The organism is uncultured Mucilaginibacter sp. (assembly GCF_937859865.1).
In the GTDB taxonomy this organism is placed as follows: Bacteria; Bacteroidota; Bacteroidia; order Sphingobacteriales; family Sphingobacteriaceae; genus Mucilaginibacter_A.
The window spans coordinates 1-23,857 of record NZ_CALMAT010000147.1 but is presented as its reverse complement, the minus strand read 5'-3'; the positions used below and the strand labels follow the sequence as shown (position 1 = coordinate 23,857).

Sequence of the window (23,857 nt, the reverse complement as noted above, 5' to 3'; positions counted from 1 at the left end):
CATTTTTGGGCGGAGGCTGGTTTGATTTTTTAAAAACCTGATTATCTGGCTGCCGGGTTTGCCTGTTGCTGCATTGGCATTTGCGGAACCGTTGGTTTTGGTGCGTTAGGGTTTGGGTGGATGATATTTTTCAGTTCCACATCAAAAACCAAGGTAGAAAAAGGCGCAATCGGGCCGTAACCTTGCTCGCCGTAAGCCTGGGAAGAAGGAACAATGAAAGTAGCTTTTTCGCCTTTGCTTAACAACAGCAAGCCTTCGTCCCAGCCCGGGATAACTGCTTTTTGTCCAACTGCAATTTTTATCGGTTGGAAAGGGCGCATTTTATCATAAACCGGTGGGCCGGCTTTTTCTGCAACTGCTTTGATGCTGGTATCAAATACTTTTCCGTTTAAACGTTTGCCGGTATAATCTACTACAGCAGTATCGCCTACGGCAATTTTTTCGCCGCTGCCCACTTGTGTTATCACATAGTTTAGGCCAGAAGGCGTTTGTATGGTTTTCAAGTTGTTGTCGGCAATGTATTTTTTAATTTTTACAGGTTCGGCAGCCCTTGCTTTATCGCCTTCGGCTTTAAAATAATCACCAACTTTTGCTTGGAAAGCTTTGTCGTCCAAATTTCCCCTCGGTATTACTTTTTCAATTTTTAAGGTATAAACGAAGTATTTGCCTTTAAAGCCCGGAGGTTTAGGCTGGCCGCTTTTTTTAACCAGAGTGTCGGCATCAATTTTTAAAGCTGCGCTGTCGCCCTGGCTCAGCATCATCAAACCGCTATATAAATCGCCTTTGTACAATGGTTTTTGCACCAACAAATTAGATGGACGGCCTTGATCGTATGAACTAACCAACAGAGAATCTTTATCTGTTTTGGCAATTACATTCACGCTTATAAAATCCCCGGCTTTGATGTTTGTGCCCGGCGCATCAGTATAAATTTTATACAACAGACCGTTATCGCCTTTTTTAAAGCCACCGTTACAGCCCGCAAAGGCAAGCGCTGCAACTGTTAAAAAAACTAAGTTTTTCTTCATTGTTTATTGTGTTAAAAGATTTTTATATTCGGGTAAAAGGGTTTTAAACTGATGGATCACTTCGTCCAAAGTGCCTTCTGATTGCCCGCCTGCCGCATTGCGATGGCCGCCTCCGTGGAAGTAATTCTTGCAGATTTCATTGGCCGGAAACGTTCCGGATGAACGCAACGAAAGCTTGATCTTGTCCGGCCGTTCGATGATAAAAGCCGCCAAACGGATGTTTTCAATGGACAAAGCATAGTTTACAACACCTTCTGTATCACCGGTGTTGATGTTAAAACGGTTTAAATCACTTTTACTAACGGTAATTAGAGCGGTATTGTATTCGCGCAAAATTTCCAGCTTTTCGCTCAAACAATAACCTAAAAAACGCAAACGGTTTTCGCTGGCATGGTCGTAAACCAACTGGTGAATGGCAGCATTATCAGCGCCTAAATCAATCAGGTCGGCCGCAATGCGATGAACGGTTGAGGTTGTGGTTGGAAAACGGAAAGAACCGGAATCCGTCATAATCCCTGTGTATAAACAAGTTGCAATATCGGCGGTGATGCTGTTTTTATCACCTAAAAGTTCGACTATAAATTCGTAAACCAATTGTGCGGCCGAAGAAGCGGAAGTTCGCCAATGACGGAAATCGTCAAAATTTTCGGGATCAAGATGATGGTCAATCATGATCTTTTTGGCTGATGAAACCCGTACCAGTTCGCCCATTTCGTTGATCCGGGAAAGGGAATTGAAATCGAGGCAAAAAATCAAACCGGCTTGTTCAATCAAAGCTGCCGATTGTTCTTTTTTTTCTGTGTAGATCATTACCTCGTTGTTCCCGGGCATCCATTGCAAAAAATCAGGATAATCGGTCGGCGTAACTACCTGTACCTGATGCTGTTTTTGTTTAAGGTAATGGTACAAACCCAACGAAGAACCCAGCGCATCGCCATCAGGTTTGTGGTGGGTGGTGATCACAATTTTTTGGGGCTGGCTCAGTAATTCCTTTAGCTCGGCAAGGTTCAACATCTACTATTTTAAAACGGAATGCAAAGCTAAATAAATAAATGGATTACCGGCTTTTTTATTCCAACTTGGTTTTGGTTTCCTGCCGAAAAACCTACTTTTGCCCTTCAATACACAAACTTACCCCATGGAAACCAACAAAACCTTTACAATGATTAAGCCGGATGCGGTTGCAAACCAGCACATTGGCGCTATTTTAAATAAAATAACCCAGGCTGGTTTTAAAATCGTAGCCTTAAAATACACTTCTTTATCGCCCCAACTGGCCGGCAAGTTTTACGCGGTACATGCCGAACGCCCTTTTTATAAAGATTTGGTTGGTTTTATGTCTTCCGGGCCAATTGTAGCGGCCATTTTAGAAAAAGACGATGCCGTGGCTTCTTTCCGTAAACTGATCGGTGCAACCAACCCGGCGCAGGCCGAAGAAGGCACGATCCGTAAAGAATTTGCAGAATCCATCGAAAAAAATGCAGTCCACGGTTCTGATTCTGATGAAAACGCACAAATTGAAGGCAACTTCTTTTTCTCTGCGTTTGAGCGGTTTTAATCGGAAAGGAGACCGGAAGTCGGAAAGTCAGAGAAGTCCGAAAAGACTGACAGGGCTGTCACTTCGACTATAAGAGGAATCTTCTTCAAAGCAAAATACCTTTTTTGTTGAAAGAAGGCTTCTCCCTCCAAACTAAAACAACAAAGCCTTACCAAATTAACAGGCATAAAAGAAGCATGGAAAACCGGAAGCCCGATAGGCGCTTTGTCATTTCGACCGCAGGGAGAAATCTTCTCCAAAGCTGCCCGGCTTTTCTGGTTGAAATAAAATTTCTCCCTGCGGTCGGAACGACAACCTCTGTTAAATACCTGTACTTTTAGAGTTTTGCGCTTTCCCAACTTCCGGACTTTTCGGATTTCCCGTCTTTTCCAACTTCCGGACTTTTTCCCCATGCTTCTTTTAGCACCTAAATTTTGGCCATCACCACCGTTGGTTTTAGTTGGATAACGGAACACGAAACCCAACAAAACGCATTATCCGGAGATCAACTTGATCCAATTTATCAAAAAACTTAAAAAACATTTCTGTAAAATTGTAAGCAAAACCTGAAACCCAATTCTGTCAATTTTAAAAACACAAACAGCCATACTGTTTTTACCGGCCTTTTTTAAGTGTTTGAAAGTTGATAGATTAGGTAGATGGTAGTTGATCATCGTGGTTTGTAGTTGATAGTTCATGCAAGTTGGCATCAACTATGAACCACAGTCTATCAACCATGAACTAAAAACCATGAACCAAAAAAGATGAACCCATTTAAAAATTTAATCATGAACTACACACGCAGAAATTTTATTAAAGGCGGAACCATTGCAGGTGTTTCGGCCTTGGCCATGACAGAAATTGTAACTTCCGCTTTTGCAGAAGCTAAAGTTGGCAAAATTGCTATCGGGCAAAACAACACCATTCTTTTTCAGGGCGATTCGATTACGGATTCTGGCCGGAAAAAAGACAACATCGATCCAAACAATACCTCGGCTTTGGGCAACGGTTATCCTATGATCGCCGGCTCGGAACTGTTGTTTAAGTACCCGGAAAAAAGCCTGAAAGTGTACAACAAAGGCATCAGCGGCAATAAAGTTTACCAACTGGCGGAACGCTGGGACGCCGATTGCTTGAACCTGAAGCCTGACGTTTTAAGTATTTTAATCGGCGTAAACGATTACTGGCACAAGCACGACGGCCATTACAACGGCACGGTTGACATTTACCGGAACGATTTTAAAGCCCTATTGGAGCGTACCAAAAAAGCGTTGCCCAACGTCAAACTGATTATTTGCGAGCCTTTTGCCGTGCCGAATGTAAAAGCGGTTGACAAAACCTGGTACCCAGAATTCCCGGAATACCAAAAAGCCGCCCGCGATATAGCCAACCAATTTGATGCTGCTTTTATCCCCTTTCAATCCGTGTTTGATAAAGCGGTTAAATCTGCTCCCGGCGTTTACTGGACTGGCGATGGCGTGCACCCAAGTTTGGCCGGAGCGCAGTTGATGGCGCATGCTTGGGGAGAAGTGGTGAAATGAAATATTTAAACATTTAATCAAGATGAACAAAAAGGACTTTCCGCTAATAATTTTGGAATCATTGCAAAGTTTTGTTGACCTTAAAGGGAATGCTTTTAATGTCATCAGCCCTGGGGATAAATTATTAAAAATAATTGACAGCGATGAAAAATCCTCTTTTTATTTTAATATCGACAAATATGAAAAACAACCAAGTGGAATACATAAGGTATTGTTGGACAAAAAACCTATATCAAAAACTAACAATCAAAGTCAACAATTTTGGATTGAAGTAAAAGACTTACAACCTCACTTTAACGCATGGTTAGAATTATTAAATAGCTACAATAAAGTAAAATCTTTTTTTGATGATCCAATTATAAATTCTTATACAGAAAGTTACTTTAGTGAATTTGAACTAGTTGAGGAAGATGTTAATAGTAATCCTCTTACACCTCGACAAATACTGTTGTTAGACGAACATTTAGAATATATTGAAAATAATATTGAGAACTATCAAAACGAATCGAATGCTTTTCAAATTCAAGAAATAAAAAAAGATATAATTGAATTACGTGAAAATTTAACTAATAAATCAAAAGCTTGGATCGTAAAAAAATTATCCAAAAGCTGGGCTAAATTAACTAAACAAGGAACAAGGCTTTTAAAAGATTTTCTGAATGAGGCGAAAAAACAAGTCATTGTTGAAAGTATAAAGTATGCTATAACCCATGGTCAAAATCTTATCTCATAATAAAACCTTTACACAACCTTAACAATGCTTTCTGTAACCCAACAAAATCAAATTATAGAGATTACATCAAAATTCAATCCTAAACTAATTGGCATATTTGGTTCGTTTGCCCGTGGAGAAAATAAACCAAACAGTGATTTAGATATTTTAATTGATTTTGAACAAGACTTAAATCTTTTAGAAATAATTGGTTTAGAACAGGAATTAACAGAAGTTCTTGGAATTAAAGTAGATTTAATTACGTTAAAGTCGTTAAATCCAGCATTAAAAAAATACATAGAAAAAGATTTAATTTTACTTCAATTACCGGTTTTTAAATAAATGAAGAAAGACGAATTTATTTATCTAAATCATATTTTGGATTGTATTGATAAGATTCGAAACTACACTCATCAAATAAACAAAGATGAGTTTTTGGCCAAACCAATAATACAAGATGCAGTCATCAGAAATTTAGAAATTATTGGTGAAGCAACTAAACATTTAACGCAAGAATTTCGAACAAAATATCCAGCAATTGAATGGAAGAAAATTGCCGGAATGCGAGATAAATTAATTCATGATTATATTGGTGTTGACCTTTGGGCTGTTTGGGGAGTTGTTGAGCTGATTATTCCCAAATTTTGTGAACAAATATTAGAAATCATCGAAATGGAAAAATACAAAGGCTAATTGCTCAAACCTCCACTCCCACCTTCTCCACCGCCGTCCGTTGCGAACTATAAACTCCGGATTTTCCACTAAAATAATAAGCCGTAAAACAAGCAATGGCATAATACAACAAGTTGTTGCTACCAAAAAGTTCGACGCCCATTAACGTGCAGGCCAAAGGCGTATTGGTGGCGCCGGCAAAAACGGCAATAAAACCTAAACCGGCCAGCAAATCAACGGGGACGCCAAAAAGCACAGCCAAAACATTGCCTAAAGTAGCGCCGATAAAAAACAAAGGCGTTACTTCGCCGCCTTTAAAACCGGTGCCTAAAGTAATGGCGGTAAAAAGGATTTTCCAAAACCAGCTAAAGTAAGTAACGCCGCCGGCATGGAAAGCGTTAACCAAAGAAACGCCGTTCGGATGTTTGGAAACGATACCGATGCCAAGATAATCACGGGTGCCTAAAAGGTAGGTTAGCGCAATTATAAACACAACGCCAACAACCGGAATAAGCCACTTAATGGTGATAAACCTAACCGCAGTTTTTTGAATGGTGTGTGTTAGTTTGGTAAATAGCTGACTAACCAACCCAAAGGCAATACCGGCCAGGATGACTTTCAAGGCCAACAAAAAATCAATTTTAATAAAAGAAATCTGGTGTACTTCTGCAAAAGCGGCAATTTGATATTGGGTATGATGGATGCCCCACGCCGAACAAGTTATATCGGCAATGATACCGGCCATTAAACAAGGCAGCAAAGCATTGTATTTTAACTGGCCAATGGTTAAAACTTCCATGGCAAAAACAGCACCGGTTAAAGGCGTACCGAAAACAGCACCGAAACCGGCAGCAATCCCGGCGGTTAATATTACGCGGACATCCTCTTCGCCAAATTTTGCTTTCCGGGCCAATAACGCGGCCAGGCTTCCGCCCATTTGCACGGCTGTGCCTTCCCTTCCGGCAGAGCCGCCAGATAAATGGGTGATGATGGTGGTAACCAACACCAAAGGCGCCATCCGGAAAGGTACGCCACCGCCTGGCTGGTGTATTTCATCAATAATTAAATTGTTGCCCGCTGCTGCGTTTTTTCCGGCCAAACGGTACAAAAGATAAATAACAACACCCGAAACAGGCATCAAAAACAATATTCCGGGATGCGAAAACCGAAACTGTGTTGCCCAATCCATCAGCCACAAAAACAGCGCAACCAGCGAACCGATGGCTGCGGCCAATGGCGTTATATAAACCGTCCATTTTAACAAATGGCGGAAAATGTAATAGAGAGAAGGGATTTTTTTTAGTTTGAACATACCTGCATATCAATTTTTACTCGGTAAAAAGAGTATTGTTTGCAGGCGCCATCAGCCAATATTGGCGGTTCGATGCAGGAAGACACCATTTCCTGTTGTGTTGGCGCAAATATAAAAGATTGTTTTTAGAAGCCGATTAAATTGGCGTAAGAAAAATCAATGCTTCTTTTACCCTATAAAAATTGGTGTGTTTGCATCAGCTTAAAAAACTAAAATTAAACACCCAATGATTTTTAGGCAGTAAAAAAAGCATTAAAGATTTTTATCCAAACAAACATTTTAACGGATCACGGTTATCGAGCCCGAACGCAGCACCCGTTCTTTCCGGTAAGTATCAACGCCTTCTAAAACCCAATAATACGTGCCGGTTGGGGTTTTGCTGCCGTTAAAATTGCCGTCCCAATAATCGGTCAACTGCTTGGTTTCGTAAACCTGCTGGCCGTAGCGGTTGTAAATCTTAAAATATTTCAATTGCATGGCGCCTTCGTAACTGATCTTAAACAGGTCATTCGTACCGTCATTATTTGGGGTAAAAACATTTGGCGCAACTATTTTGACCGGCAAAGGCGGGTCAATCGTTACAAGAACCGGCAAAACCAACGTACAACCTGCTTTATTGGTGGCTTCAACATAATAAACTCCGTTCTTTTTTACCTCGGCCGGATTGTCCAAAACCTCGGTTGCCATCAGGTTTTTCCAATACGAGTAAGCCAAACTATCGCTGCCGGTATGCGCCTTTGTAAGATCGGCCGAAGCCGGAAAAACAACCCGGACAGCAGGGTTTAACGTGAAAACCGGCAGCGAATAAACCTGCACCGAAACCGGGCTTATTTTCGAGCAGCCTGTTGCATTGGTTGCCTTGATGTAATAAGTCCCGCTGCTGGTTACCTTGTCTGGCGATGGCAAAACGGTTGTAGCAGCGGCATCTTTCCAGTAAGAATAGGTCAGATTTGCATCGCTTCCGGCTACCAACGTAGCATTGGTTAAATCAACCGACAAACAAGCCAATGCATTTTTAACAACCAGCTTCGGCTGGATGCCTATCACTACTTTTACCGGTACAATTGCTGTGCAGCCTAAAGTATTCGTCCCTTTTATGTAGTAAGTCCCGGCAGAATCAATGGCTTGAGGCGCGTTTAAAGGCACCGTTGCATCCTTATCTTTCCAATAGGTATAAGTAAGGGCTGTACTGCTGCCTGCAGTTATTTTTGCTTGCGTGATATCTGCTTTATCGGGTTGGCAAACCGGGCCGGGATCATTAACGATAATCGAAGCCGTGTTTTCCAGCTTAACCTCAATGGGTTTGATATCAGAGCAACCTGCCGCATTAACCGCTTTGATATAATAAGTCCCGCTGGTGGTGATTTGGGTTGGATCAGGCACGTAATCGGTGGCATCAGGGTCGTTAAAATACGAATAAGTTAAATTCGGACTGCTGCCTTCCGTCAAACTTGGGTTTTTTAAACTGATGCCGGCTTCACAACCGGAAACAGAGGGTTTAACATTTAAAGTGAGTATATCCGGCGAAGCATGGATGGTGGTATGTAAAGTATCTTCGCAACCCAAACCCGGAAAAGGCACTATCCTTAACGCATATTGGGTTTGATCTGGCGGTGCGGGCGAGATGGTTAGCACATTAGAAGTGCCCAATACTTTAGAAAAATCATTGGTGTACCAGTAATATTCTTTAAAACCGGCCGGTGCAGACAGTTTTACAAAGGAGTTGCCGGCACAATAAGTTTCTCCGGTAATGGGCGAAGCACAGTTTTCGTTTACGTCAATATAAGCATAGCCGAAATGGCCGCCGCGGCTGCAATCGTTGGTTGTAAATTCCAAGCGCAGTGTTTTTCCCTGAAGCCCGGACAAATTAATGGTGATGGGCGACCAGGGCTTATAAAAAACACTGTTTGCAGTTTGCTGAAAACCAGGCAGGGCCGATGAGGCAACAAACTCAAAAGAACCGCAATTAACGTATTGGTTAGAAGCAACATCAAAAACACGGGCGGTAAATTTGGGCTGCTCCCAAACGGCATGGTCAGGGTTTTGAAACACTACGGCATAATTATAAATGATACTGTAGGTACTACTGTTGGGCACTGTAAAGGTATAACTCACCCTTTCTGCCTGGCCACCGGTATTGTCATTGCCCAACTTTAGCGAGTAAGTACTTCCGTTGGGGCAGGTAACCGGAAATTTACCATAAGGGTCGAGCTGGTTGGGCGCATATTTAAACACAGTATGCCTGCCGGAAACAGGGGCAGAAGGCGCGACTGTGATAACACCGTTAAGCCTGTCAATACTTCCGATATAACATTGCCAGTTTTGCAAGGTCCCCAATTCAAAACCAATATTTTCCGGGCAGCCCGAACCCTGGCCTTTTACCTGAACCGTAATCAGCATGAAAAAAAGTAAAAAAAAAGTATAAAATTTCATCTCCTCACCTGTAAAACCGTGCTGCTGGTAATTGGTAATTGGCTGGCCAACAGATATGATAAATCTAACAGAATTTAATTAGAAATGAAAAGGGTTATTGAAGTTGTTTAAACTTTTAGGAGGGTGTTTTGAATTTGCACAAAAAAAAGACATGCTTCTTTTATGGGGTAAAAATTGGTGTGCGGTATAAATTTAACGAATTAAAAAACCAATATTTTTACCGATAAAAGAAGCATCAACGGAAAAAAAGAGGGCCGGGAAAAAAAATCAAACAACTTCGTTTTAAATAAAAAAGGAACACCATAACCTGATGCTCCTTTTATGCACTAAAATTTGGTGTGGCTTAGGGGTGTTTTTGCTCGTCGGGCTTGTAATTGGCTTTCATTTCTTCCAGCTTTTTCTTGCCATAGGCAACTTTGGTTATGGTTACATACAAAACCGGCACAATAAAAATACCAAGCAAGGTTGCGGCCAGCATCCCGCCTACAACTGTAAAACCAATGGTTTGCCTTGATTGGGCACCTGCCCCGCTTGCAAACACCAAGGGCAAAACGCCCAGTATAAAAGCCAGCGAAGTCATGATAATCGGCCTTAAACGTAGCTTTACGGCTTCCAGTGTTGATTCTTCCAGGTCCATGCCTTTGTCCACCCTTTCTTTGGCAAACTCCACAATCAAAATGGCGTTTTTAGCAGCCAAACCAATCAGCGTGATCAAGCCGATCTGGGCATAAATATTATTGTCAATATGCGGCACAAAGGTTAGAAACAGAATGGCACCAAAAATACCGACCGGTACGGCCAGCAATACGGAAAAAGGCACCGACCAGCTTTCGTAAAGCGCGGCCAAAAACAAAAATACAAACATGATGGACAGGCCGAAAATGTAGATGGTTTTGGAACCGGAAGCCAGTTCTTCCCGGCTTAAACCCGAAAACTCGTAGCCGTAACCTTGCGGCAAAGTTTTGGCCGCTACTTCTTTTAGGGCTGTTAAAGCATCGCCGCTACTGTAGCCCGGTGCCGAGCCGCCATCAATTTCTGAAGACCGGAACAGGTTGTAATGGGAAATAAGCGGCGCGCTTTCTATTACTTTGTAAGAAGTAAGCGTACTTAAAGGCACCATAGTGCCGGCCTGGTTCCGCACAAAATATTGCCCCAGATTTTTGATGTCGGTACGATAACTGGAATCTGCCTGCTCCAGCACGTGGAAATTACGGCCGTAAATGGTAAAGTCGTTTACGTAGGTACTTCCCAAATAAGTGCCTAATGCGCTAAACACATCAGAAACCAACACACCCAATTTCTTGGCTTTTTCGCGGTCAACCTCTAATTGGTAACTTGGTGTACGGGCTGTAAAAAAGGTAAAAGCCCTGGAAATTTCGGGCCGTTTATTGGCTTCGGCCACAAAATTTTGAATAACATTTTCAAAGCCTTTGATATCCGTACTTGGCTCTTTTTGTTCGATGATGAAAGAAAAACCTGCCGTATTGCCCAGCCCCGGAATAGCCGGCGGAGGGATAACCACAATACTTGCTTCTTTTATAACCGATAATTTTTGCTGTAGTTTGGCAACCATCGCCGTCAACTGCAACGATTTGTCTTTCCGTTCGTCCCAGGGTTTAAGGGAGCAAAAAATAGTACCACTGTTTGATTTATTGGCAAAAGTAACCGCATTTAAGCCGCCCAGCGCTGCGTAATGCCCTACGCCCGGTATGCTGTCCAGTATGCCCATCATCCGCTTAATCACTGCAACCGTACGGGTGGTTGAGGAAGCTTCCGGCAAATCAAAAGTGATGTAAATCCTGCCTTCGTCCTCTGTAGGGATAAATCCGGAAGGTTTTTTTTCAAACAGCAGCACGGCACCGACAATGAGACAGACCAATATGATCACTACAAATTTTGCATGGTGTATGCCTCGATCAACCCCATTGCGGTAACGGGAAGTAATGCTTTCAAACCAATCGTTAAACACCTTAAAAAATTTATCTAACCAGGAAGAGGATTTTTTATCCTTATCGGTTGGTTTTAAAATCAGCGTGCATAAAGCAGGTGTTAAAGACAAAGCAATAAAAGCAGAGATCAGCACGGAAATAGCAATGGTAACGGCAAATTGCTGGTACAACCGGCCTACAATCCCCGGGATAAAACCAACCGGTATAAACACTGCAGCAAGGATCAAAGCAATTGCAATTACCGGGGCCGAAATATCCCGCATGGCCTGTAAAGTAGCATCTGTTGGCGACATGCCTTCCTCGTCCATATGTTGCTGTACGGCTTCTACCACCACGATGGCATCATCCACCACAATACCTATCGCCAATACAAAACCAAACAGGGTTAAAGTATTGATGGTAAAGCCGAGCGGTATAAAAAATATAAAGGTACCAATGATGGAAACCGGGATGGCCAATACCGGTATTAAAGTGGCACGCCAACTTTGCAGGAATAGGTACACGACAATAATCACCAACACCAAAGCGATCACTAAGGTTTGGACAACCTCTTTTACAGAAACCTGCACAACCGAAACCGACTCGAAAGGCACTACATAATCCACATCTGCCGGAAACTGCTTTTTAAGCTGGTCCATGGCGGCATAAACACCTTCGGCAGTAGAAAGCGCATTGCTGCCCGGTGCCTGGTAAACCAACAGGTAAGAAGCCCTTTTTCCATCTACAAAGGAGTTGCCTGTATAGTTAAACTTGCCTAATTCTACCCTGGCCACGTCTTTTAAATAAACAATAGAACCGGTAGCCGGATCGGTTTTCACAATAACGTTTCCAAATTCTTCCGGTTTCACCAATCTTCCCTTCACAAAAACAGTATATTCATACACCTGAGAGTTTTTTTGTGGGGGTGCACCTACTGTTCCGGCTGCTACCTGCACGTTTTGCTCTTGTAAAGCAGCCGTAACTTGTGCCGGCGTAATGGACAATTGGGAAAGCTTATCCGGCTTTAGCCAGATACGCATACTAAAATCATCGGCGCGGGTAAAAATATCGCCCACACCTTTGGTCCTTCCTAGGGCATCTTTAATAAAAATATTGGTGTAGTTATCTAAAAAAGTAACATTGTGCGTCCCTTTTGGCGAGAACAAGGCAACCAGCATCAGGATACTTGGGTTTCTTTTGCGCACGGTTATGCCCAAACGCTGCACTTCCTGAGGCAAAGTAGGCGTGGCGATACTTACCCGGTTTTGTACATCCAGCGTAGCAATGTCAATATTTGTACCTACCTCAAAATTGGCTGTCATGCTCATTTGTCCGTTGCTGGTACTGTTACTGGTCAGGTAAGTCATACCAGGCGTTCCGTTTACCTGCACTTCCACTGGTGTGGCCACCGTTTGCTCTACCGTTTGGGCATCGGCACCGGTATAGGTACTGGTAATGTTTACGGTTGGAGGTGTAATTTCGGGGTATTGCCCGATGGACAAAGAACTCATGGCCAATAAACCCACGATAACGATAACCAAGGAGATAACCATAGCGGTTACGGGCCTGCGTATAAAAGTTTCTGCAATCATTTGATGCTTTTACTAAGTCTTTTTTTAAAAATTATTTGCCTGGTTGGCCTTGTGGTGCTGGTTTTGGTGCGCCTAATGTGATATGGGCACCATCGCGAAGCCTTTGCAAACCTTCGGTGATGATCTTGTCGCCTGCTTTGATACCGCTTAAAATAACAATATTGCTGTTTACCTTTGGTCCTGTTGTTACTTTGATTTGTTTGGCAATGGTATCTTTTGCCAAGTAAACGAAGTATTCGCCCATTTGCTCTACCACCGCTTTGTTCGGGATAACTACCTGATCGCCGGAAGCTTTGTTCAATACGTTGATCGAACAGCTCATTCCGTCAACTAATTTGTCTTTCGGGTTTGGGAAGCGTACGCGTACTTTAATAGTTCCGGTCTGGTTGTTTACGCCCCTGTCTATAACCGCTATTTTGCCCGGATAAGCATACGTTTCGCCGGTAGGCAAAACCATTTTAAAGGTCGAATCCTGTTTTACGCGTTTATTTAGCAACAAGTCAAAACGGCTGATGTTGCTTTCATCTACCACAAAATCTACCGCAATTGGGTTTTCAGACGAAATAGTGTTCAACAAAGTGCTGCCCGGGCTAATCTGCGCGCCTAACCTAACCTGCGAAATACCAATGCGGCCGGTAAAAGGGGCTTTGATAATGGAGTAACTTAAATTTGCCCTGGCCGACCGCACACCTGCCACCGCAACAGCAACTTGGCTTCGGCTGGTTTCTAAAGTGGCAATGGCATTATCTACCAATTGGCGTGCAACAGCGTCTTGTTTTAGCAATTGTGTATATCGGTCTGCATCTTTTTGCGCCCGGTTAAGGCTGGCCTGCGCGCTCACCAAATTGGCTTGTGCCTGCTGGTACGTGGCTTCATACAAACGGCGGTCTATCTCGTACAGTGTTTTCCCCTTCGGAACCACGTCTCCCTCCTTGAAAAAAATACCGGTAATAAAACCGGCAACCTGAGAGCGCAGTTCAACACTGTTTAAAGCAACTACAGTGCCTGCAAATTGGTCATAATAAGTAGCGTCTGTTTTTTCGGCAGCCTGTACGTTTACCGGTGTTGGCGGTATAGCCGTGCTCTTCTTTTGCGATTTGGAACAGGATATCCAGGTAGCTGAAACAATTAACAGCACGAGCGTGATATATTTATTTTTCATGAGGTAGATAAATTCTAATAATTAACCGAAAGAGAACCCAAAGCCCTTTGCAAATCTATTTTGCTGGAAAGCAAGGTAAAAAGCGCATTGTTATAATTTAACTCGGAAGTACGAAGGTCTGACTGCGCCACAATGACATCCAAATAAGTTTTGATGCCTTCACGGTATTGCAGAAAAACGACGTTGTACACATCGCGCGACAAATCCACGTTTTGTTTTAAAGTCTGCAAATCAAAATAGCTACTTTTATAGTTGCTCAATGCCTGCTCATACTCCGTATTGATCTGGGTGTGCAAGTTAACGATATCCAAATCGGCACGGTCTACCTGCAACCTGGCCTTGCGCAAATTTTGCAAACGGCGCGTCCCCTGAAAAATAGGGATGGTTAAATTTAGCCCAATTAAAGAGTTAGGATAACCTTTGTTGTACAGGTCGGAAAACTGGTTGTTCAAAAAATTCACATTATAGTTTCCGAAAGCACCTATGGATGGCAAAAACCCCCACTTGTAATAACTTACATTCAAGCTTTGGATGTTGCGCTGCGTTTCCAATTGCTGGTACTCCGGCCGGTTCCGCACATCCAGCATTTGCATGGTGTCAATCCGGGTTTCCTGTTCCAAACGAACGCTGTCGTAAATCGGCATAATTGTCCGCTCGGCCGTAATGCCCATGTACTGCCTTAAAAGGGCCGTCTTTGATTTTACCGCTTCCTGGGTGGCTTTGTAACTGGCCAAAGCATTGTTTAAAGCGATGGTGGCCTGCTTGTAATCAATCTTATCCACCACACCGGCCTGGTATTGCGCATAAGCATCTTTTAAAGCAAGCCGCAAACGGGCAATATCGGCATTGATAATATCCAATTGTTTTTGGGAAAGCAGCACATCGTAAAAAGCCTTGCTCACATCGGCAACGGTATTGATTTGGCTTACTTGTGTATTTTGCTGATAGAAACGCCTGGAATATTTTGCACCTCGCGAAGCCAACAGCACATCGTTGTTGTATATTACCTGGCTTGCGCCAAGCGTAAGCGTAGAGTTATTGTACAAACCTAAACGCGTAACCGTAGTACCGCCGGTGGTATTTGGGAAAGCAGAGGTTGGCAGCTCAAAATAATGCTGTAAATTACTGGTCCCGTTTAGCTGGGGCAACCAGGCAGATAAAGCAATATCAATATTGCGTTCGTTGATTTCCTGGTCGAGCTGCGTTTGCCTCAAAACAGGCTGGTTTTTCAAAGCATACCGGATACATTCCTGCAAAGAAACAACCGGCGAAAGGGAATCCCGTGCTGTTTGTGCTTTTAAAATATAAGGGCAGCAGAACGTAAAGAACAGGATGCAGTAAATTTTACTTATGTTAAAATGCATAACAATATCAGGTATTACTTCATTTAAGCACAAAATAACTTATATGTTTTAAAATAGTTAATCATATGATTAACATATTAACTACGGATATGGAAAATCAGCATGTTTGGCTATCATTGTAATCCAATTTTTACATTTCTGGCTACCGTTTAAAGCTGTTTGCCTTGAAGTTGTTTAAATTTATGTATCAGTTTAATTTATATCAAGAAAAATGCAATGCTTCTTTTACCAGGCAAAAATTGGTGCTTGCCTGCTTTTGATAAATCAGGAAAAAAACGGTTAAGATTTTTAGGCGATAAAAGAAGCATTGGCCCGGAAAAAAAGAACCGGAAAAAATCTAAATAACATCTTAAAATGTTGTTGCCTTAGCGATGCTTCTTTTATCGTATAATTTTTAAGCACAAACGGTACTGGCAATACAAATGGCTATTTTTTTATTGAGAAAAAACAGCACAGGCGTACTGTTTTTATGCACTAAAAAATCTTGCCCGGGTTTAGGATTCCGTTGGGATCAAAAACTTGTTTGATACCGCGCATTAAATTTAAATTGACTTCCGAAAATTTAAGCGGCATGTAATCCTTTTGTACCAAACCAATGCCATGCTCGCCGGATAAAGTCCCGCCTAAAGCAACCGTCAGTTCAAAAATTTCGCGGATGCCGTGTTTCAGTTCGTTGTTCCAGGCGTCATCGCTCATATTGGCTTTGATGATGTTGACGTGCAAATTGCCATCGCCCGCGTGCCCATAACAAACGGATTCAAAACCAAATTTTGCGCCGATGGCCTTAATGCCTTTCAGCAGTTGCGGCAAAGCGGCGCGTGGCACAACCGTATCTTCTTCCTTATAAACCGAATTGGATTTTACCGAAACCGCCATCGTCCGCCGCATTCGCCACAGTTCTTCTTTTTGGGTTGAAGTATCTGCAAACAAAACTTCGGTACAATGGTGCTGCTCCAATACTTCGTTTATCCGCTCGCAATCGGTAGACAGCACGTCCTGGTTGCTGCCGTCCACTTCGATCAACAGAAATGAGGTAACTTCCGGCTTTAAATCAAAACTGATGTCGTCGTGTTCCATCACCCACTCCATACCTTTTCGCTCCATAAACTCCAAAGCCGAAGGAATAATGCCCGCCCGAAAAATAGCGGAAACCGCTTTGCAGGCATCTTCATCCGTTTGGAACGAAGCCAGCAGCAACAAATCAAACATCGGTTTCGGCACCAGCTTCACCACGATTTTGGTAACAATGCCCAGCGTTCCTTCCGAACCGATCATCAGTTGCGTTAAGTTGTAGCCCGAAGCATATTTCAACGTATTGGCGCCCGTCCAGATAATTTCCCCGTTGGGCAAAACGACCTGCATGTTCAAAATATATTCGCGGATGGTTCCGTACTTCACCACGCGCGGCCCGCCGGAACCATGTGAAACATTGCCGCCGATAAAACACGAACCTTTGCTGGCCGGGTCAACCGGGTACAACAAACCTTTTTCGGCAGCGGCATTGATAAAAACTTCGGTGATAACGCCAGGTTCAACCGTTGCCTGCAAGTTTTGCTCATCAATTTCCAAGATTTGGTTAAACTTTTCCATGGCAATCAGTAAACCGCCATGGATGGGCAGCGCGCCGCCGCTTAAACCCGTGCCGCCGCCGCGTGGCGTAACGGCAATATGATGCGCGTTGGCAAGTTTCATCAGTTCCGAAACCTGTTCCGGCGTTTGCGGTTTTACCACTACCTGCGGATAAAAACGCAGGTCTTCCGTTTCATCGTGGCTGTAGTTTTCCAGATCATCTTTATCTGTAAAAACAGCATTAGCACCGGCAATTGCTTTGATCCGGCTTAAAATATCTTCTGTTATAACTGTATAACTCATGCTTCTTTTATCCAGGTAATTTCTACCAACGAGTATTTTACTTCGCCCGGCAATGGCGGATTTAACTTTTTAATACCCACTTTTATCTTTTCTAAAAACGGAAATTCAGCTTTTATTTTTTCGATTATTTCCTGCACCAGCGTTTCCAGTAATTTGCGAGGCTGCTGCATTTCTTCGGATACGATTGTGTGTAGTTTTTCGTAATTTACAGTATTTGCAATTTCATCGCCAACAACTTTATTTAGAAATTCAACTTCCACATCTAACAAGTAATTGTTGCCCAAGATTTGTTCTTCAGGATAAAAACCATGGTAAGCGAAAAATTTGATTTGGTGGAGGGCAACTTTGATCATGGATTGGATTGACTTAAATGTTTTCCAAAGTTGCAATCCAATTATTAAATCTCGGACATTTACTTCTTATCTTTTGTAAACCAATATCATGTGCAAGGGTTGAACCGTAAAAAGCTTTATTATTTTCTTTATCTGAATAATATCCTTTAATAATTTTCCCCAATCTTTTTGATGGTGCCGTTTCAGTACCATTATTTATCATTTCCGGATTACTGTTTTTATCAATGGTTTCTACCAGATAATTATAATCCAAAAATTCTTTTTTTTCAAAATTGTTATTAAATACATCTATTTCACTAAATAGCAATGCTTCAAATTCGTGCAGTTGAATATATGGTATAAATCTTCTTTGCAAATCAGTTTCAATATCCATAAGCATTGCATCTTCCAGCTTTTTCATCCTGCTGTTTTTATCTACTAATTTTTCTGCTTCTTCCCATCTCGGATATTGATGACGACTGTACAAACCATAATAATCAATTAGCGTAGTTACAAAAGCAGTTTGATCTTGCAGCAAAGTCATTTCAACCTGATGTTTTAAAGCTTTCCAATTAACAATTCCTCCTCCAGTTTTACTGATTACAGGATTTTGTATGTAAATACCTTTTAAACTAAAATAAGGTCGTAAAACATCATTACAAAAAGATTGCTCTGTTTGTCCTTCTCCAATAACAATTATTCTTTTCATGTTATTTGGTAAAAGGTTGCGCAGAATTGATAATGTTTCTTTCCCATAAATCTCCGAGTGTAAATTCCTGTAACCAGATATTTAAAGATTCTGAATTTAACCGGTTAAAAACAGTTTGATTTTCTTCTTCACTTTTATCCATTACAATAATATCCTCCGGAGAAAAATTACTTATTAGTCCTGGAGATTGTGTAGCAGCAATAATCTGACATTTTGTAGCTGCTGCCTGCATCATTCCTGCTAATTTACCTATAGCATAAGGGTGTAAACCTAATTCAGGTTCGTCAATAATAATAACTGCCGGAGGCTCTGGTTGCATTAACAAAGTTGCCAGGGCAATAAAACGCAGTGTTCCATCGGATAATTGGTAAGCGGAAAAATTAGATTCCGAGTCTCCCGCATCTATCCAACGCAGCTCAATTTCCTTATCATTTAAACGGCTTGGTTCTAAAATAAACTTAGCTATATAAGGCGCAACTGTTTGGATAGTTTTTTCTATCCGAGTAAATACTTTAGGATGTTTTATTTTTAACAAATATAAAAATGCAGGTAGGTTTCTACCGTCTTGCTTTAAGTATAAATTATCGTTGATATCACAATTTCTTCTTAATAAAGATGTAGAAGATGTATCATGAAAATGAAAGGTTTGAAGATGTGATAAATATTTTTTTAGATCTTTATCTAAATAATTACCAGACTTAAGTAAGTAACTTTCAATCAAATTAGTTTTAACAGAATATTTATTAGTGTCGTTTCCACTGTTTATATTATATCCTAATGCTTCTTTTTCGATATATAATCTCTCATCTTTAGTTTGTGCTAAATTAAAATAATAACCATTATTGCTTCCTATACCACTATCAAATATTAATTTACCAAATAAGTTTTGAGTTGTATTTCTTCCAAAATATAATAAATTATCAGCCTTTTCTTCAATAATAAACTTTTGCAAACGCTCGTTGAAAATCGCATTGATCAGTTTAAAAAAAGAGATAAAATTGCTTTTGCCGCTTCCGTTGCTTCCAATTAAAATATTAATTGGCTTTAATTCCAATTCCATTTTTTTAATGGATTTAAAACCTTCTATTTCAATATATTCAATCATAACTTCACAATTAAAACAAAATAGCCTTAAAATAATATTTTCCAAATAAATACAATCCAAACTTAATCAGTAAGCTTATTTGCGTTTTCGTTTATCTTCAAACAATCCGCCAACATCAATAAAAAAGGCAAAGCTTGCGAATAATCCAGGCTTTCATATTCCAAACCCAAACGCCGAATGTTTTGGTAATAAGTTTGATGGTGCAAATAATAGTTTTTTTCGGATTGGACTAGCCATGCTTTTTCACCTAATTTTTCTGCCAAAAACCACTTTTCCAATAACCGGGAAATCCTACCGTTGCCGTCATTAAAAGGATGGATTTTTACAAATACCAAATGTAATAACGATGCAAAGAAAAAAGTTTCTTGTACCGATAATTTCAATTTTAATAAGTTAGACAAGTCTTTATAAAATTTATCCAACTCTTTTTGAACAGCAAAAGGCGATGCTGCAACATATTCTATTTTTCCGTGGGCTGTGGTTACATACATATTGCCGGTCCTGATTTTGCCTTGTTGGCGTTTTGGTAAAATATGTTTTGTTAATATTTGATGTGCTTTTTTTATACTTTCTTCGTTTAAACTGGCTGACTTAGCAAACTGATAGGCATTATACAAATCGTCAATCTTTTGAGTATAATCTGGCAAAAATTCAAGGCCAAACCTTTTGTGTTTGATGTAAGAATCCAATTCCATCTCCTCGCCTTCAATCTTGGAAGAATAAACAGCCGAAACCGAAATGTAAAAACTAAAAGTATTGATAGAAAGTTCGCTGTCTTGCAAGTTTGTATATGCATCCAATTGTCCAACTTTAACCTCTTTGCAATAAGTCGGCAAAAGTTCAACTTGCAATATCTCAAATTCGACTTCTTCCATAATTGTATCTGATTAAATTGGCCGCTTTTTCAGCATTGTTACTTATTTTTAACCGGTAAAAACAGCATCACCCTTCCGAATAAACCGCCTGCACCCGGTCCCTTAAATTATAGCCCGAAGCCATCACTTCGCCATAAGCACCTGCAGAACGAATGGCAATTAAATCGCCTCTTTCTGATTCTGGCAAAGCTACATCGGTACGAAAACAATCGGTACTTTCGCAAATTGGGCCGACAACGTCGTAGGAAATGAGATTTGAAGTTTGAGGTGTTAATGGTTCATGGTTCATAGCTGACTGCTGACTGCTGATGGCCGATTGCTGACGGCTCAAATTCTCAATCTGATGATACGCCTGGTACAACATCGGCCGGATTAGTTCTGTCATACCAGCATCCAACACCAAAAAGTTTTTTTTGAGGCCGTTCTTCACGTACAAAACACGGGAAATTAGCGAGGCGCATTGGGCAACCAGGGCGCGACCCAATTCAAAATGCACTTCCTGGCTGGGGCTGATTTGTAAATGGTCTTTGAAAACCTGGAAGTAACTTTCAAAATCAACAATGCTGTTTTTATCAGGCAAAAAATAGTCTATGCCCAAACCGCCGCCCACATTCAAAACTTTCACCGTAAAACCTTGCTCCTGAAACCACAGTTGGATTTCGTTCACTTTCAAACATAGGTTTTGAAAAACGCTGAGATCATTAATTTGCGAACCGACGTGAAAATGGATTCCCAAAAAATTCAAATTCTGGCATTGGCGCAGTTTTTCGGCAACGGCAGGCAACTCCCAAATGTTTATGCCGAACTTGTTTTCTTCCAGCCCGGTGGTGATAAAATGGTGCGTATGTGCATCTACATTTGGGTTGATGCGGATGGCAATATTGGCCGTTTTGTTTTTGGCCGAAGCTAATTCGTTGATCACGTCCAGCTCTTGCACAGATTCGGCATTAAAGCAAAATATATCCTGGTCTAAAGCCAGATTGATTTCTTTGTCCGATTTTCCAACGCCGGCAAAAACCACTTTTTCTTTTTTAAAACCATGGTTAATGGCTGCCAAAACTTCGTTTCCACTTACGCAATCGGCACCAAAACCAAAGCTTTGGACGGTATCCAAAACACGCGGGTTAAAATTGGCCTTCATGGCATAATGTACCAAAAAACGGTGCCTAAAAGAAGCATCGGCACAAGCCTTTAACGTAGCTTTTAAAAGTTCGAGGTCATAATAATAAAAAGGTGTTTCTATTTGCTGGAAACGGTTGACAAGGGCAGGATTAAACATGGGCGAAAATAAAAATTAAGCCTGTAAATCCTGACCGGCAAAAACAATAATTTATACCAGACAATGATTTTATGCCGATAAAAGAAGCATCGGCACAAAACAATAATTTGTGCCGGAGAAATATCCTGCAATAATTTTATGCCGATAAAAGAAGCATTGGCTTTGCCATCAAAAAACCTCGCCCAAATTAACAAACAAGCCGTGCGAATTGCCGGTGCCGATACCATAATCAATACAAATATTGGTATCCGAACGCTTGTTGAACTTGATGCGCAAACCAGGGCCAAAAGCAGGCAAAACCTTTTGAAAACGGTTGGCAGGATAATCAGAAAAACTTTGGGCATTGGCAAACAAAACACCGCCCAACAGGCCATTTTTGCTAAGCGTAAAACGGTATTCGGTCTCGGCATAAAGCATGTTTTGCCCGCGATACCTGCCGGTAACATAACCCCTTCCGGTGTTTCCGTTCATATCCCAACCGATACTGGGCAAATCAAAATACGGAGGATGGCCAATGGTAAAGTTCTCCAGCGTCCAAAATGCTAAAATACTTTTTCGGCTGGATGTTAAAGGAACATACTTCCGGAAATCGAAAGTAACCAACTGCCAGTTCTGGTTGCTGCCCAGCAATTTTAAGTTGGGCCGGTAAATCAAATTTACGTAACTTCCGTATTTTGGGTTGATAGAATTGGTGCGGTTATCGTACAACAAATTGAAGATGATGCCGGATGACAAAGAGCTTGAGGTTTGGCCGTAAACCTGGTAACCGGTAATGTTTTGTAAGGGTACGCCGTTTTGGACAATGCTGTAATGATAGTCTAGTGCATAACCCAAACCGCCGTAAAAGTTTTTTTGGATTTTCTTCAAAACCGTTTCATAAAAACGAACGAAGTTGTATTTGATCGGGTTTAAATCGCTAGCAGTGGTTGAACTGCCCAAGCCATACGTGTTTTCGGGATATTTGTACCAACGCCAATCGCCAACAAAATTGTAATCGTCATCTTTTGTCCAGATGGTAGAAACCGTACGGAAAGTGATTTGGCTGCGTTGGTTGTAGGATAAACCCGAACTGATGGCCGATAAATTTTCGTGCATTTTCGGTTCGGCATAAAAAGCAACGTTGCCGGTTAAATCTGCGGCAAAACCGGTTGATAAAGTATAGCCGATGGATGGGACGATAGAATAATTAAAGCGTTTGACAACGGTTGGCTTTTGGTTGGCTTTTTTTCGGAGCAAGCTATGGACAATATCCAAAATATCTTTTTGCTTGGCCAAGCTGTCTTGCTGTTTGCGCAAGGTATCAGCGGCAGTTTGACGCACAGGACTGGCAGAATCGGTTTGCGCAGAAACGTTAATGTGGATAGCAGTGCACAAAATAAAAAACAGGAAAACAGTCGAGCGGATAATCATCCTATTTTTGATAAGGTAAAAGAAGCATTTGTTTAAGACGAAAGAACATGGCAAAAGTTTGGTGCATTTAAAAGCCGGAAAAAAATTCGTCTAATGACCCAAAGTAAGCCGAATCCCATCCTTCTACAATATCGTCATAATCGTTGTCGGGGATGTTGGTATGCCGCAACTCTGCAGAAGTGCCATGTTTATCAGGATGGAGTTTGATGGTTACGATGGATGGTTCTTCCTGCTCGCCAAAATACCATTGCTGCACGAGTTTTTTATTTTCTTCAAACTCCAGGTTTTTCCCCTGGATGCTACCTTCCCACAAAGAAAACTCGGTTCCGGGCTCGGCTGTCATTTCTGCTGCTTCCCCCGTCCAAATTTCGATGCTTACCGGATTGGTCAACGCCAGATAAACTTCCTCCGGTGTGGCCGGAAGCACGTAATATTTTTTGTAATCTTTCATTAAAAGCGGAATTCGGAACGGAAACGAAAGCAAATATCCGCAATTTAAAACTAATACTGCTGCGGGTCGAGGTTTTTTATCAGCTCGTCCAGTTCGTTGCCGCTTTCTTTCAAAAACGCCAGCACTTCGGTTAGTGTTTTTTCGCTGTTTACAGAACCGTCCAGCACGTTTACCAAACCCAGAATATTGGCCAAAGGCTTGCGCACCAAGTGAAAGTTCATGTAGGCCAAATCTTTTAGTTCTTTGTTTTTTGCTTTGAGGGAAAGCTCTTCGTCAATCCCTTCTTCCAGCATCTGGCGGTACAATTTTTTCTCGGTAACATCAACCATGGTAAAAAGCCAGGCTTCTTTTCCATCCAATAAAATTGCCGAAAGTGTTGTTTCGGCATATATTTTTTTGCCAGATCGTGCCATAAAACCAAGTTCTTTAGTCAGTTGCTTTTCATCAAACGGCAGCTTTTGATACGCTGTTTGCAGGATGATATTTGGCAATGGCGTTGCTAAAAATTCGGTGCGGCTGTAACCAAAAGTTTTTTCGGCCGTA

At 41.5% G+C, this 23,857-nt stretch carries 21 protein-coding genes, 1 pseudogene and 1 riboswitch; of the genes and pseudogenes, 5 read left to right on the top strand and 17 right to left on the bottom strand.

Annotated features, from left to right (window positions below; all coding sequences use genetic code 11):
* Positions 1-41 precede the first annotated feature (41 nt).
* Positions 42-1,028 carry an FKBP-type peptidyl-prolyl cis-trans isomerase gene (locus Q0192_RS15935; RefSeq protein ID WP_299290939.1) on the bottom strand — a complete coding sequence of 329 codons (987 nt, stop codon included), beginning with the start codon at positions 1,026-1,028 and terminating at the stop codon, positions 42-44.
* A 3-nt stretch (positions 1,029-1,031) separates the two neighbouring features.
* Positions 1,032-2,042, bottom strand: a complete 1,011-nt coding sequence (locus tag Q0192_RS15930; protein ID WP_299290937.1) for a bifunctional oligoribonuclease/PAP phosphatase NrnA — start codon at positions 2,040-2,042, stop codon at positions 1,032-1,034.
* Between the two features lie 124 nt (positions 2,043-2,166).
* On the opposite strand from Q0192_RS15930, the gene Q0192_RS15925 reads away from it, so the two are divergent.
* Complete coding sequence (locus Q0192_RS15925; RefSeq protein WP_299290935.1) at positions 2,167-2,586, top strand: nucleoside-diphosphate kinase; 420 nt, start codon at positions 2,167-2,169, stop codon at positions 2,584-2,586.
* On the opposite strand, the gene Q0192_RS15920 is transcribed toward Q0192_RS15925, so the two are convergent.
* Positions 2,583-3,050: a hypothetical protein gene (locus Q0192_RS15920; RefSeq protein WP_299290933.1), complete on the bottom strand. Its 468-nt coding sequence runs from the start codon at positions 3,048-3,050 to the stop codon at positions 2,583-2,585. The two genes, Q0192_RS15925 and Q0192_RS15920, sit on opposite strands and share 4 nt — an antisense overlap.
* A 279-nt stretch (positions 3,051-3,329) precedes the next feature.
* Between Q0192_RS15920 and Q0192_RS15915 the strand changes: the two genes are divergently transcribed.
* Genes Q0192_RS15915 through Q0192_RS15900 form a run of 4 tightly spaced genes read left to right on the top strand, consistent with a single transcriptional unit; the run spans position 3,330 to position 5,511 of the window.
* Complete coding sequence (locus tag Q0192_RS15915; RefSeq protein WP_299290931.1) at positions 3,330-4,106, top strand: SGNH/GDSL hydrolase family protein; 777 nt, start codon at positions 3,330-3,332, stop codon at positions 4,104-4,106.
* Positions 4,107-4,128: 22 nt separating this feature from the next.
* Positions 4,129-4,839, top strand: a complete 711-nt coding sequence (locus Q0192_RS15910; RefSeq protein ID WP_299290929.1) for a hypothetical protein — start codon at positions 4,129-4,131, stop codon at positions 4,837-4,839.
* Between the two features lie 24 nt (positions 4,840-4,863).
* Complete coding sequence (locus Q0192_RS15905; protein WP_299290927.1) at positions 4,864-5,160, top strand: nucleotidyltransferase family protein; 297 nt, start codon at positions 4,864-4,866, stop codon at positions 5,158-5,160.
* Positions 5,161-5,511 carry a DUF86 domain-containing protein gene (locus Q0192_RS15900; RefSeq protein WP_299290925.1) on the top strand — a complete coding sequence of 117 codons (351 nt, stop codon included), beginning with the start codon at positions 5,161-5,163 and terminating at the stop codon, positions 5,509-5,511. It begins immediately after the preceding gene.
* Positions 5,512-5,515: 4 nt separating this feature from the next.
* Here the strand turns inward: Q0192_RS15900 and Q0192_RS15895 are convergent, their stop codons facing one another.
* The 14 genes and pseudogenes from Q0192_RS15895 to Q0192_RS15830 form a co-directional block, all read right to left on the bottom strand.
* Positions 5,516-6,802 (bottom strand): voltage-gated chloride channel family protein, encoded by a 1,287-nt coding sequence (locus Q0192_RS15895; protein WP_299290923.1) that lies wholly within the window; start codon positions 6,800-6,802, stop codon positions 5,516-5,518.
* Between the two features lie 35 nt (positions 6,803-6,837).
* Positions 6,838-6,904, bottom strand: a riboswitch (Fluoride riboswitch).
* Positions 6,905-7,081: 177 nt separating this feature from the next.
* A complete protein-coding gene (locus tag Q0192_RS15890; protein WP_299290921.1) occupies positions 7,082-9,202 on the bottom strand; it encodes a gliding motility-associated C-terminal domain-containing protein in 2,121 nt (706 codons plus the stop codon).
* Between the two features lie 376 nt (positions 9,203-9,578).
* Positions 9,579-12,755, bottom strand: a complete 3,177-nt coding sequence (locus Q0192_RS15885) for a multidrug efflux RND transporter permease subunit (protein ID WP_299290919.1) — start codon at positions 12,753-12,755, stop codon at positions 9,579-9,581.
* Positions 12,756-12,786: 31 nt separating this feature from the next.
* Positions 12,787-13,917, bottom strand: a complete 1,131-nt coding sequence (locus Q0192_RS15880) for an efflux RND transporter periplasmic adaptor subunit (protein WP_299290917.1) — start codon at positions 13,915-13,917, stop codon at positions 12,787-12,789.
* A gap of 14 nt (positions 13,918-13,931) precedes the next feature.
* Complete coding sequence (locus Q0192_RS15875; RefSeq protein ID WP_299290915.1) at positions 13,932-15,281, bottom strand: TolC family protein; 1,350 nt, start codon at positions 15,279-15,281, stop codon at positions 13,932-13,934.
* Positions 15,282-15,755: 474 nt separating this feature from the next.
* Positions 15,756-17,153: an FAD-linked oxidase C-terminal domain-containing protein gene (locus Q0192_RS15870; RefSeq protein WP_299290913.1), complete on the bottom strand. Its 1,398-nt coding sequence runs from the start codon at positions 17,151-17,153 to the stop codon at positions 15,756-15,758.
* Positions 17,150-17,506 (bottom strand): dihydroneopterin aldolase, encoded by a 357-nt coding sequence (gene folB / locus Q0192_RS15865; protein WP_299290911.1) that lies wholly within the window; start codon positions 17,504-17,506, stop codon positions 17,150-17,152. The genes Q0192_RS15870 and folB overlap by 4 nt, the downstream gene beginning before the upstream one ends.
* Positions 17,507-17,519: 13 nt before the next feature.
* Complete coding sequence (locus Q0192_RS15860) at positions 17,520-18,194, bottom strand: DUF4276 family protein (protein WP_299290909.1); 675 nt, start codon at positions 18,192-18,194, stop codon at positions 17,520-17,522.
* A gap of 1 nt (position 18,195) precedes the next feature.
* Complete coding sequence (locus Q0192_RS15855; RefSeq protein ID WP_299290907.1) at positions 18,196-19,299, bottom strand: AAA family ATPase; 1,104 nt, start codon at positions 19,297-19,299, stop codon at positions 18,196-18,198.
* Positions 19,300-19,361: 62 nt separating this feature from the next.
* Positions 19,362-20,174 (bottom strand): Fic family protein, encoded by an 813-nt coding sequence (locus Q0192_RS15850; protein WP_299290905.1) that lies wholly within the window; start codon positions 20,172-20,174, stop codon positions 19,362-19,364.
* A 67-nt stretch (positions 20,175-20,241) separates the two neighbouring features.
* Positions 20,242-21,453 carry a diaminopimelate decarboxylase gene (lysA, locus tag Q0192_RS15845; protein ID WP_299290903.1) on the bottom strand — a complete coding sequence of 404 codons (1,212 nt, stop codon included), beginning with the start codon at positions 21,451-21,453 and terminating at the stop codon, positions 20,242-20,244.
* A gap of 168 nt (positions 21,454-21,621) precedes the next feature.
* Entirely contained in the window at positions 21,622-22,863 is a 1,242-nt protein-coding gene (locus Q0192_RS15840; protein ID WP_299290901.1) for a BamA/TamA family outer membrane protein, read from the bottom strand.
* Between the two features lie 67 nt (positions 22,864-22,930).
* Positions 22,931-23,314, bottom strand: coding sequence for an SRPBCC domain-containing protein (locus tag Q0192_RS15835; RefSeq protein ID WP_299290899.1), 384 nt, complete (start codon positions 23,312-23,314; stop codon positions 22,931-22,933).
* A gap of 50 nt (positions 23,315-23,364) precedes the next feature.
* A pseudogene (locus Q0192_RS15830) lies at positions 23,365-23,857 on the bottom strand (hypothetical protein); the annotation flags it as partial.